The 12,246-nt window shown below is 31.3% G+C and carries 14 protein-coding genes; 9 read left to right on the top strand and 5 right to left on the bottom strand.

What is annotated here, in order from left to right; all coding sequences use genetic code 11:
- Positions 1-22 precede the first annotated feature (22 nt).
- Genes BHY08_RS07805 through wecB form a run of 7 tightly spaced genes read left to right on the top strand, consistent with a single transcriptional unit; the run spans position 23 to position 6,964 of the window.
- Complete coding sequence (locus tag BHY08_RS07805) at positions 23-1,348, top strand: MATE family efflux transporter (protein WP_157093654.1); 1,326 nt, start codon at positions 23-25, stop codon at positions 1,346-1,348.
- Positions 1,333-2,202, top strand: coding sequence for a glucose-1-phosphate thymidylyltransferase RfbA (gene rfbA, locus BHY08_RS07800; protein WP_071457866.1), 870 nt, complete (start codon positions 1,333-1,335; stop codon positions 2,200-2,202). Before BHY08_RS07805 ends, rfbA begins: the two co-directional genes overlap by 16 nt.
- 21 nt (positions 2,203-2,223) lie before the next feature.
- The gene (gene rfbC / locus BHY08_RS07795; RefSeq protein WP_071457337.1) at positions 2,224-2,784 is read left to right on the top strand and encodes a dTDP-4-dehydrorhamnose 3,5-epimerase; all 561 of its coding nucleotides are present in this window, start codon (positions 2,224-2,226) and stop codon (positions 2,782-2,784) included.
- A gap of 1 nt (position 2,785) precedes the next feature.
- Positions 2,786-3,772 (top strand): dTDP-glucose 4,6-dehydratase, encoded by a 987-nt coding sequence (rfbB, locus tag BHY08_RS07790; protein ID WP_071457336.1) that lies wholly within the window; start codon positions 2,786-2,788, stop codon positions 3,770-3,772.
- A 28-nt stretch (positions 3,773-3,800) separates the two neighbouring features.
- Complete coding sequence (gene rfbD / locus BHY08_RS07785) at positions 3,801-4,643, top strand: dTDP-4-dehydrorhamnose reductase (protein WP_071457335.1); 843 nt, start codon at positions 3,801-3,803, stop codon at positions 4,641-4,643.
- On the top strand, positions 4,640-5,806 hold the full coding sequence (locus BHY08_RS07780) for a nucleotide sugar dehydrogenase (protein ID WP_071457334.1): 1,167 nt from the start codon (positions 4,640-4,642) through the stop codon (positions 5,804-5,806). The genes rfbD and BHY08_RS07780 overlap by 4 nt, the downstream gene beginning before the upstream one ends.
- Positions 5,807-5,824: 18 nt before the next feature.
- Positions 5,825-6,964, top strand: coding sequence for a non-hydrolyzing UDP-N-acetylglucosamine 2-epimerase (gene wecB / locus BHY08_RS07775; RefSeq protein ID WP_071457333.1), 1,140 nt, complete (start codon positions 5,825-5,827; stop codon positions 6,962-6,964).
- 72 nt (positions 6,965-7,036) lie between these two features.
- Here wecB and BHY08_RS07770 read toward each other — a convergent pair whose 3' ends face one another.
- From BHY08_RS07770 to BHY08_RS07750, 5 genes are all read right to left on the bottom strand, one after another.
- Positions 7,037-8,326: an ISL3 family transposase gene (locus BHY08_RS07770; protein ID WP_071457332.1), complete on the bottom strand. Its 1,290-nt coding sequence runs from the start codon at positions 8,324-8,326 to the stop codon at positions 7,037-7,039.
- Between the two features lie 224 nt (positions 8,327-8,550).
- Positions 8,551-9,351: a GH25 family lysozyme gene (locus BHY08_RS07765; protein ID WP_071457331.1), complete on the bottom strand. Its 801-nt coding sequence runs from the start codon at positions 9,349-9,351 to the stop codon at positions 8,551-8,553.
- A 60-nt stretch (positions 9,352-9,411) separates the two neighbouring features.
- On the bottom strand, positions 9,412-9,624 hold the full coding sequence (locus BHY08_RS07760; RefSeq protein ID WP_071457330.1) for a DUF2922 domain-containing protein: 213 nt from the start codon (positions 9,622-9,624) through the stop codon (positions 9,412-9,414).
- A gap of 33 nt (positions 9,625-9,657) precedes the next feature.
- On the bottom strand, positions 9,658-9,867 hold the full coding sequence (locus BHY08_RS07755; RefSeq protein ID WP_071457329.1) for a DUF1659 domain-containing protein: 210 nt from the start codon (positions 9,865-9,867) through the stop codon (positions 9,658-9,660).
- Positions 9,868-9,942: 75 nt separating this feature from the next.
- The gene (locus BHY08_RS07750; RefSeq protein ID WP_071457328.1) at positions 9,943-10,443 is read right to left on the bottom strand and encodes a sigma-70 family RNA polymerase sigma factor; all 501 of its coding nucleotides are present in this window, start codon (positions 10,441-10,443) and stop codon (positions 9,943-9,945) included.
- A 190-nt stretch (positions 10,444-10,633) separates the two neighbouring features.
- Between BHY08_RS07750 and BHY08_RS07745 the strand changes: the two genes are divergently transcribed.
- Positions 10,634-11,410 carry a competence protein ComK gene (locus tag BHY08_RS07745; protein WP_071457327.1) on the top strand — a complete coding sequence of 259 codons (777 nt, stop codon included), beginning with the start codon at positions 10,634-10,636 and terminating at the stop codon, positions 11,408-11,410.
- A 44-nt stretch (positions 11,411-11,454) separates the two neighbouring features.
- Positions 11,455-12,246 (top strand): recombination regulator RecX, encoded by a 792-nt coding sequence (recX, locus tag BHY08_RS07740; protein WP_071457326.1) that lies wholly within the window; start codon positions 11,455-11,457, stop codon positions 12,244-12,246.

Genomic DNA, 12,246 nt, shown 5'->3' with positions numbered 1-12,246 from the left:
TTTTTCAAATGGAATAAACCTTTTGATTTCTTTATTGTTAGTGCTAATTGTTCCCAAAGCATTGGGTATTACTAGTTATGGCTATTGGCAACTTTATGTATTCTATACAACTTTTTCAGGTTTTGTAAATCTTGGGTGGGTAGAAGGCGTATATTTAGACTATGGAGGAAAAGACAGTCAATCAATTAATAGTAATGATATTACATTAGAGTATAAATTATTCTTATTATATGCTTTAAGTGCATCTTTTCTTTTATTTTCTTTTGGAACTTTTTTTGCTGATAGTACAAATGAGAGGTTTATATTCCAAATGTTCGCTATTGCAACTTTTCTTACAGTATCTAGAGGTTTTTTACAATATCTTTTTCAAAGTATAGATGAAATAAAGAGGTATAGTAAATCAATACTTTTAGATAGATTTGTATATGCTACTATCGTTACTATACTACTATCAAATGGATATAATGATTACAAAGGTCTGATAATATTAGATATATTATCAAAGTTGGTTGGATTTATTTATACATTACTTTTATCTAGAGACATCTTAGTAATAAAAACTAACTTTGATATTGGTATTTTGAGAATTATAAAAGGGCATTTTTTGATAGGAATTAGTTTATTTTTATCAAATATAGCCAGTCAATTAATTATGAGTGTTTCAAGAATAATGATAAAGAATAAATGGAGTATAGAAATATTTGGTAAAGTATCATTAGGGTTAAGTTTGATAAGTTTTTTCATGGTGTTTATCAATGCTATTGGTGTTGTAGTCTTTCCATTTTTGAAAAAAATGAATTCGAATAATTATGCATGCATCTATATTAAAAGTTATAATATTTTTTCAATTATAATGTGTTTAATACTAATTTTTTATTACCCTGTAAGTGCTTTCGTTAGTTTATGGCTACCTAACTACTTAGAAAGTATAAAATACATGGTCTTTTTATTTCCCATATGTATCTTTGAGTCGATAACTTTGATTTTAACAAATTCTTTTTTAAAAGCAGAAAGACAAGAAAAAAAAATGTTTAAAATAAACTTTATTTCATTTATACTTTCTTTTATTATAAATGGTATTACTTATTATTTGTTTAATAGTGTTGATATAATGTTATTTGGTTTATTGTTTTCTATAGGATTTAAGTCTATGTATTCGTCAACAATTTTGAGAGGGTCATTGAATATATCTGGTGTTATGACTATGGATTTTATATTAATTTTTTCTACATTGTTTTTCATAGGATTGAATCAAACATTTGTATTGTGGCATGCTTTTATTTTTTATTTAGTTTATATAATTGTTTTATTATTCGTTGGGAGGAGAAAAAAATTTATAAAGGTATAATTTTAGCAGGAGGAAGTGGAACGAGACTATATCCACTTACTAAATCAGTATCAAAACAGTTAATGCCTATATATGATAAGCCAATGATATATTATCCATTGTCTAGTCTTATGTTAGCAGGAATTAAAGATATTTTAATTATATCAACACCAACAGATACACCTAGATTCGAGGAGCTATTAGGAGATGGGCATGATTTAGGTATCAATATTGAATACGCTATTCAAGAAAGTCCTGATGGCTTAGCGCAATCCTTTATCATAGGAGAAGATTTTATAGGTGAGGATTCTGTTTGTCTGATATTAGGTGATAATATTTATTATGGAAGTGGACTATCAAAAATATTACAACGTTCAGCACAAAAAGAATCAGGCGCAACAGTATTTGGTTACCATGTAAATGATCCTGAAAGATTTGGAGTAGTTGAATTTGACGACAATATGAGAGCAATCTCTATCGAAGAAAAACCAGAAAAACCAAAATCTAATTATGCAGTTACGGGACTTTATTTTTATGATAATAGAGTAGTAGATATAGCGAAAAATATAAAACCGTCAGATCGTGGAGAATTAGAAATTACGGATGTTAATAAGGAATACCTACGACTCAATGAATTAGAAGTTGAATTAATGGGGCGAGGGTTTGCATGGTTAGACACAGGAACACATGAGTCACTATTAGAAGCTTCGACATTTATTGAAACGATAGAGAAACGACAAAATCTAAAAGTTGCTTGCTTAGAAGAAATTGCTTATCGCATGGGATATATAACAAAAGAAGAATTAAAGGTTTTAGCGAAACCATTATTGAAAAATCAATATGGCCAATACTTAAAAAGGTTATATGAAGATTAATTTTATTTTGGAGGTATATAGGTGAAGATTTTTAATACAAAATTACAGGATGTTAAAATTATAGAGACACCCGTTTTTGGAGATAATCGCGGATTTTTTACAGAATCTTATAATAAAGAAAAATTTTCTGAAATAGGAATTACAAATGATTTTATACAAGATAACCACTCACTTTCAGTTGAGGTTGGAACGTTACGTGGTATGCATTATCAACTACCTCCAAAGGCACAAACTAAGTTAGTTCGTTGTACTACAGGGGTAATATATGATGTCTTAGTAGATATGAGAAAAGGTTCTCCAACTTATGGACAATGGGAAGGATATATTTTAAGCGAGTACAATCACAGACAGTTGCTTGTACCAAAAGGATTTGCACATGGTTTTTGTACACTTACTCCGGATGTAAATATTCAATATAAAGTAGACGAATTGTATTCACCTGAGCATGATAGAGGGATTGCTTATGACGACCCTAGTATTGGTATCGAATGGCCAATGAATGCAACAGTATTATCTGAAAAGGATAAAAATCATCCTACTCTAAATGATGCTGAAAATAATTTTGTATGGGGTGAAGTATAATATGAAAAATATTTTAGTTACAGGTGGAGCAGGTTTTATAGGTAGTAATTTTGTACATTATATGTTAGATAAACATCCTGATTACATTATTATAAATCTTGACTTACTAACATATGCTGGTAATATCCATAATCTGGATGATGTCATTGATAATCCAAGACATATTTTTGTTAAAGGAAATATAACTAATAGAGAGTTAGTTAGTTATTTAGTAGAAAAATATTCAATTGATGCGTTTGTAAATTTTGCTGCAGAATCACACGTGGATAGAAGTATATTAAATCCATCTATCTTCGTAGAGACAAACGTACAGGGAACATTAGCCTTATTAGATGTAGCAAAAAAATATGAAATACAAAAATATTTACAAGTATCAACAGATGAAGTTTATGGAAGTCTAGGTTCTACAGGATACTTTACGGAGGAAACGCCATTAGCACCAAATAGTCCTTATTCTGCTAGCAAAACAAGTGCTGATTTATTAGTTCGTTCATACTATGAAACATATGATATGAATGTAAATATTACTAGATGTTCAAATAATTATGGACCATATCATTTTCCTGAAAAGTTAATTCCATTAATGATTTCTAATGCATTAGATGGGAAAAATTTACCAATATATGGTGATGGCATGAATGTAAGGGACTGGTTACATGTTTATGATCATTGTCAAGCAATAGATTTAGTCCTTCATAAGGGTAAAAAAGGTGAAGTATATAACGTTGGTGGACATAATGAACGAACTAATAATGAAATAGTAGATATTATCATTGACAAACTACAAGTGTCTCCTGATTTAAAAGTATATGTTGAAGACAGATTAGGCCATGATAAAAGATATGCAATTGACCCTACGAAATTAGAAACTGAGTTAGGATGGAAACCTAAATATACATTTGAAACAGGTATTGTGGAAACAATAGATTGGTATTTAGCAAATGAATCATGGTGGAGACCATTGCAAGAAAAAGCAAAATTAAACTAGTTCTATAGATTGGACAGGAGGAATTGTAGTGACTGTATTAATTACAGGTGCAAAGGGCCAATTAGGTAGAGAGTTAACTAATCTTCTAAAACAACAAAATATTGATTTTATTGCTTATGATAGTCAAGAGATGGATATTACAGACTTTGATAAGACACTTTCTATTATTAAAGATATTAAGCCCTCAGTAGTTTATCATTGTGCAGCCTATACAGCAGTTGACTTAGCTGAAGATGAAGGAAAAGAGATGAATTATCTTGTAAACGTGGACGGTACTAAAAATGTTGCTCAAGCATGTAAAGAAGTTGGTGCTACATTGGTTTATATCAGTACTGACTATGTATTTGATGGAAAAGCAAGGGAAGTTCCATACATTGAAACAGATAAAACATCACCAATTAATGAATACGGAAAAACAAAATTATTAGGAGAACAAGCGGTTCAGGATATTTTAAACAATTACTATATTATAAGGACATCTTGGGTTTTTGGTGAATATGGAAATAATTTTGTCTATACAATGAAAAAGCTGGCTAAAACCAATGACAAATTAATGGTAGTAAATGATCAAGTAGGCAGACCAACCTGGACAAAAAGTTTAGCAGAATTTATGACATATTTAGTACAAAATAATTGTGAATATGGAACTTATCATTTTTCTAATGATGATACATGCACATGGTATGAATTTGCACAAGAAATATTACAAGATGATAATGTAACTATTTCCCCTGTGACATCTGATCAATTCATTACTAAAGCAAAAAGACCAGAGTATTCAATTATGGATTTAGAAAAAGCAAAATCAACTGGATATGAAATAATTTCGTGGAAAACAGCATTACAGCATCTTTTGGAGGGAATTAAATGAAAGTCTCAGTTGTAGGTTTAGGTTATGTTGGTTTAGCTAATGCATTATTATTATCACAAAATAATGATGTAATAGCATATGATATAGTAGATGAAAAGATTGAATTATTGAACAAAGGAATCTCACCATTAGTAGATAATGAAATTGAGGAATTCTTAACAGACAAATCTCTATCTATAGAATTTACAACAGATTTTGATAAGGCAATCAATCATGGTGAGTATTGTATCATTGCAACACCAACAGATTATGATGAAAAGAAAAATTATTTTAATACATCAACAGTTGAAAGTGTGATAGAAAAAGGATTAGCAATCAATCCAGATACTATCTTTATTATAAAATCGACCGTTCCTGTAGGGTATACAAAAGGGCTAAAAGAAAAATACAACACAGAAAATATTATTTTCTCACCAGAGTTTTTACGTGAAGGAAAAGCCTTGTATGACAACTTACATCCATCAAGAATTATAGTGGGTGAGAGAAGTGATAGAGCTGAAGTATTTGCTAACGTACTGTTAGATAATTCTTATGAAGAGGATGTACCTGTACTGCTAACTGATTCAACAGAAGCTGAAGCAATTAAACTATTTTCAAATACATACCTTGCTTTAAGGGTGTCATACTTTAATGAGTTAGATACCTATGCAGAAGTGAGAGGGCTAGACACTAAACAGATCATCGAAGGTGTTGGTTTAGATCCTCGTATAGGAAGTCATTACAATAATCCTTCATTTGGTTATGGTGGTTATTGCTTACCAAAAGACACCAAACAATTATTGGCTAATTATGACCAAGTACCTAATAATATTATTGGGGCAATCGTTGAAGCCAATAGAACGCGAAAAGATTTTATCGCTGACCAAATCATTGCTAAACAACCAAAAGTTGTTGGTATCTATCGTTTAACGATGAAAGCTAACTCTGATAATTTTAGATATTCATCTATCCAAGGCATTATGAAACGATTAAAAGCTAAGGGAATAGAAGTGATTGTTTATGAGCCAACATTAAAAGAAGACACATTTTTTAATTCAAAAGTCTATACTGATTTAGATGAATTTAAAAAAGTATCAGAAGTTATCGTAACAAATCGTATCGAAAAAGAATTAGCAGATTCATTGGATAAAATTTATACAAGAGATATATTTAATCAAGATTAACTTTTAAGGAGAATATAATTGAAAAAAGTTAAGGTTATGTCAGTTTTTGGTACAAGACCAGAAGCAATCAAGATGGCTCCTCTTGTTTTAGAGATAGAAAAACATGAGGATTTAGAATCAATTGTTGTCGTTACAGCACAGCACAGAGAAATGTTGGACCAAGTTCTAGAGATATTTAAAATAAAACCTGATTACGATTTAAATATCATGCAAGCAAATCAAACACTATCAGATATTACAAGTCGTGCATTAGTAAAATTAGATGCAGTAATCAAAGAAGAAAAACCAGATATTGTATTAGTTCATGGTGATACAACAACAGCTTATGCGGCAAGTCTAGCTGGATTTTATAATCAAGTGAAAGTAGGACATGTGGAAGCAGGGCTTAGAACATGGAATATTTCGTCACCATTTCCAGAAGAAGCAAATAGACAGATGATTGATGTATTAAGTGATTTATATTTTGCACCAACTCAAAATAGTGCAAATAACTTAATTAATGAAGGAAAAGATTCAGCTAAAGTTTCAATTACTGGTAACACAGTGATTGATGCATTAAGTGAAACAGTTGAAGATAATTACAACCACGATGCATTAAAAAATATTGGTGAAGATGACAAATTAATTTTAATGACAATGCATCGCCGTGAAAATCTAGGCCAACCTATGAGAGAGGTCTTTACAGCAGCAAGAGAAGTTGTAGACAAATATGAAGACATTCATTTGGTTTATCCAGTACACCTTAACCCTAAGGTAAAAGAATTAGCCAATGACGTTTTAGGAAATCATGAACGTATTCATTTGATTGAGCCACTAGATGTATTTGATTTTCATAATTTCTCATATAGAAGTTACTTTATTATGAGTGATTCCGGTGGTGTTCAAGAAGAAGCACCATCATTTAATGTTCCAGTTCTTGTACTGAGAGATACAACCGAACGTCCAGAAGGTGTAGAAGCAGGAACATTAAAACTAATCGGAACAGATTATGACATTGTAAAAGAAAATATGATTGAATTATTATCTAACGAAGAAACTTACAAAAAAATGTCAAATGCAAAAAATCCTTATGGTGATGGATTGGCAAGTAAACGTATTGTGAATGAAATTAAAAAATATTTTGGATTAAAAGTTGAAGAGTTACCTTTATTTAAATAAACGGCTCTTTGTCAACTACTGTTGGTAAGAGTTAAAACGTTAGAATTTAGGATCTAGAAAACAACATGTTTTCTAGATCTTTTTTGGTGTCTTGAATACAGATTTTTTTAAACAAATTGCTATTCGTAATTTGAAATTATAAAAACTTCTCATGCCATAGGCATTACACTTAATGACTTTAATATGATTGTTCATACATTCTAAAGGACCGTTTGAATACGATGTTTCAAAAGTATTTTTTATTTCTTCTTGATACTTTCTAAATGTTTTAAAAACAGGTATATACTCTTGAAAAAGAGTTTTTTGATTGATTAAATCTACAAATAAAGAATAATCTTTTGTTTGAAAAGCTCTTAAAATCTGTTGATAAATATTATAAGCATCTGTAAGTTCAGCATTGTAAGTAAGTAGGCGTTCAAGTAATTCTTTTTCAGAAAGATACGTTTTAAATGAAGAGTGCCATTGTTGTTGAATAAAGTCTAGTTTGCCATAACTTTTTTGAAGTAATTTCCAATATTTTTTTATTCGTCTATAAATAATTCCATTATTTTTATGCTTTAATTGATTCATTATTCTAATTCGTATTTTTTGAAAAGCTCTACCAATGTGTTGAACTAGATGAAATTTATCTAAAACGACTTTAGCATTAGGAAAAAGTCTCTTAGTTAAGATGATGTAGGGTTGATAAATATCAGAAACAACATACTTCACTTGTTCTCTGTTAGATAAAGAGAATCCGTTAAAGTATTTCTCGATCTTAGGTAATCTTCGATCAGGTAAAATATCAATTAACTCCTTAGTGTCACCATCTATCATAATAAAACTCATAGATCCAGCTACTTTTTTGACAGATTTAAACTCATCAAAACAAAGAACAGCTGGTAAGGAATAACTATATTTCTGAATGGGTTGATACCATTCTTTAAGTACCCGATAAACAGTTGAAGTAGAAACGTTTGCTTGTTTTGAAATGTCACTCATAGATTGTTTAGAAGTTAGTTTTTTAGCAACAAGACGTTTTAAATTGTTAGAAATAGAATTGTTTCTAGAAACAAAAGGCGTATCTAAAACAAATGTCGATTTACAATCTTTGCACAAGAAACGACGTTTCTTTAATTGAACATATGTAACGTATTCAGAAATAGCAGGAACTTTAATTAAACTAGCAGTATATCCCCACTTAATAATGTGTGTATCCTTTTCTTCGCAATGAGGACAACATTCTGGTGTTTCATCTAAAAAACCTTCAAATACTCTAGAGAAAACTCCCTTTATTTTCCTAGTAAACAAACAATTTTCATTAAAAATAATATTTAGGTCTAGTATATTTAAGATATCTTTGATAGTCTGTGAGTATGACATGTGGTATCCTCCTTAGATTGTTGTTTCGCAATTTCATTCTAACGGATAACACATGTTTTTGTGTACTAAAAACGGCCGGTAACTTTCGTTACCAACAGTAGAAATTATAGAGCCCAAAAAAACTGCCGGTAACTTTTGTTACCAACAGTAGAAATTATAGAGCCAAATAAACAAACTCCCCCACAAGAAGTCAATTTGATTTCTCGTGGAGGGTTATTTTTATCCTAATCTATCTTTCTAACATAATCCTTGTGAAGTGTAACAAATACCTTGCGATGATTATAGAGTATACAAGCATGCGTTGTTGTTTTGGTGTGGCAAATTTGCTCAATATCAAAGACAGTACTTTTGGAAAAGTGCATGCCAGATGCTTTTTTAAATGATTCATCTGCTTGAATGACGAGTGTTCTTAATGCTTCAAATCGAGTTCCTGTTGTGTGATAAGCGTCCTTTTGTTGGGTGATGGTCTTTTTTGGTGCAGCATATTGTTGCCAAGCAAGTTTATCTCCGTAAAAATGACTTATATCAACAGGTGTACTAGTATATTGCCACATAGCATAGCTTGGCCATTGTTTAACGACAGGTGTGTTGTGAGAGTATTTGGCGACCCATAAACCATAATCACCCGCTACCACATCCAACCAATCATCAGAGTTGGCATCACTTTCATTCATATAGATGAGAGGTTTTACGCCAGTTTGTTTGTAGACATAATCTAAAAATTCTTTGGCTTTTTGTGCCCCTTGTTTGCCATACTCTTCATAATCAAGAACTAAGATAGCTTCACCTATATAGCCTTTGATATGCGTTAAGAAAAAGTCAGCTTGTTTGATGACATCATTTTGATCTAAAAAATGATACACACCATAAGGCTTGTTTAATTTTTTGGCTTGTTGGACAAAGGTGTCACATGTATCATCAATAAAATAAGTGCCTTCTGTTGCTTTGAAGATAAAGGCATCTGCTTTTAGTGCACCAAGTGACATTCCTCGTTGGTGGTTTGATAAGTCAATAACTTTTAGCATATAAAAACTCCTTTCTGATATAAGAAAAGACGACGTTTGTGGTAAACGTCGCCTAAATTGTTAGAACAACTCTGTAATAATCGTTTCACTATAGTGTGCTGATTTTGGTGTCACATAAAGTTGTTTGCCGTTTGCTTCAAAGATTCCTAAAGCTGAGATAGCCATCATCGCATCTTTTACTTCATCTTTTGTTAGTTCTTGACTGGCTACTTTTGGTACTAATGTTGTTTTTTTGTTTTCCTCGTTTAAAAAGTTTAAGTTTAATTTTTTCATGGTTATGTCCTCCTAGTATAGTTGTCTGATTGATTACATATCGTAGTGGTGAGTGTTTACGATTGACAGTCTTTCTAATGGTTCATCTTTTGGAGCAAGTGAGTCGAAGATATCACCTAAGTCTAAAATGTTTTCATCAGTGGCACTTTCTTTTAAGTTAGCTAATGTTTGTTTACGTGGTTTGTCGTCACCTACTGCTTTGAATGTTAAGATTGATTTTTTACTGTCGAAGATTTTTTCCATGTTCGTCACGTCCTTTTGTTAGTTTAGTAAGTTGCGCGCCTTACACTTATATAAACGTTTCCCAAATCAAAAGTGTTACCCCCTTTTTTCAAATTTTTTATATTTTTTTCTCACACCATCTCGCCAGCGATAAACTGTTTTCCTAGAAACCTTGTATTTATCAGCTATTTGGCTCATAGTGAGTTGGTCAAAAAAGCGATCAGCCAAATACTTTTTTTCGCAAGGAGTTAGCGTCTGAGCAAGTTGATGATACAAATCGGTCGTTGCTAAAGAAGAAGAGATATCATTATCCTCAGTGAGTAAGTCTAGTTGAGTATCTTCTATGATATCTTTGTCATATCGTCGTTGTTCTTTTCTGATTTTATCGACTGTCGCCCAACAGATTTTTTGATAAACAAACGGTCTAAAGGGAGCTCTGTTATCGGGCTGTTTTTGATAATCTCGATGTGTTAGTAGTAACTCTATACGAGCATGCTGCAAATAATCATCAAACTCTGGGTGTGATGGGGTAATGTAGTATTTTTTCAATGCGCCTAAGATAAGTGAATGATAGGTTGTAAATAGTGTCTCTTCCATAAAAATTATCCTTTCAAGTTATCATTTGGCTAGCCACTGTGAGTATAGATAATTTTTGACAATCAGGAAAAAACCAAAATTTGAATTTTCTGCGTAAAATTAATTATTTTTGTATGAAAACGCTTTTAAAATAACTTGAATATGTTAATATAAGGTGTAATTAAAAAACGTAAACTTAGGAGTGATAATCATGGATATCAATGCAAGAAAACTTTTAATTCACGAGGATTTAGTACATGGAGATGCGATTAAACTAGATGATTTATATAACAAGTTTTTACCTTGTTGTGTGAAGACAGGAAACACGTCGTTAACACGTGATGTCTATTTTATACATGATATATCTGAATTGGGCATAAAGTACAAAGCAATGCTATTAATGTCTAATCATCTACCTATTTTAACGACCTCCACAACACGTGAACTAATGAGTGAGTACAATCAATCTCATAATCGGATTTTTGAAAGGGTATACAACACGATCGAACTATATAATGGCTTTAAGCAAAAAAATTATAAACAAGCCATGATTGACAAGCAGTTGATCTTTATGCCGCTAAATGGCACCGTGAGAAAAAATACAAGTTTTATTAATCCAATGTATATCACCAATTTTCATAAGATTGGTCAACGACAAATGACGGTAAACTTTACTAATTTTTTAGGGATTGATCTGGATTATGGATGTCAGGCGTTTAATCAACGAGTAAACAAAGCTGTGAATCAATATATGTTATATTTTTTCCCTGAAACGTTTGACGTATTAGAGCAAGTTATTTCATGGAAAGGAGATTACTTAATGAGTGAACTAACAAAAGCAAGAAAAAAACGTCATAGTATTGATAGTGAAAAGTTAACTATATGTCGAAAGAAAGTGGACTATTTTTTAGTGATTCAGCAGTTTAATCAATCGCTTACGATTCAAGAATTTATTGAGGAGTTTGATAGTTATTGGGATAAAATTTAGTTAAAATGTGATATAGTAAAAAGGTGCAAGGGGGCTGAAAGAAAATGGAAGTCATTCAAAGCATCAAAAAAGAAAAAACAGGGTACTTGTTGGTAACAAAAAGTGGGATAAAGATTCCATTGTCTGAGGATTCTCTGGTGAAGCATCGTCTACTTAAAGGTAGTGAAGTATCAGAAGAATTATTAAACCAAGTAAAAGAAGAAGCCAGTTTTGATATTGGGTATCAAAAAGCACTAAACTATTTGAGCTACCAGCTTCGTAGTGAAAAAGAGATAAAAGATTATCTTAAAAAACAAGAGATTAACAACCTTCAAATCAAACAAATTATTGATAAATTAAAAGACTTATCACTTCTTGATGATAAGATATTTGCTGAAAGTTATGTTCGTACGGCTATTCGTACGACTGATAAAGGGCCACAAGGTGTCAAAGAATTTTTGATGAAAAAAGGCATGCCAAGTGACTTCATAGATGAAGCACTTATTTTATTTGATGACACGCATCAATTAGAGTTAGGTCAAAAGCTTGGCGAAAAGATGGCAAGAAAGTATCAAAAGAGTAGCCAAAAAGAACGTATCAATAAAATTCGTCAGCAATTATTTATAAAAGGGTTTAAATCGGATGTTATCTCTAGTGTCATAGATGGATTAGCTTTTGATGATGATGAGGACGAGTATGATTTATTAGTCAAACAAGGTGATAAATTATGGCATCGACATGAAAGAGTGGAGACACGTAAGAAACATCAAAAGATAAAACAAAGTTTGTATCAAAAAGGGTTTTCTATAGATGATATTAACCGTTACATAGAAGAAAAAGAGATGGAGTTAGAGTAA

The sequence above is a fragment of the Vagococcus teuberi genome (assembly GCF_001870205.1).
In the GTDB taxonomy this organism is placed as follows: Bacteria; Bacillota; Bacilli; order Lactobacillales; family Vagococcaceae; genus Vagococcus; species Vagococcus teuberi.
The sequence above is the reverse complement of the archived record's forward strand: the minus strand, read 5'-3'. Positions and strand labels throughout refer to the sequence as shown.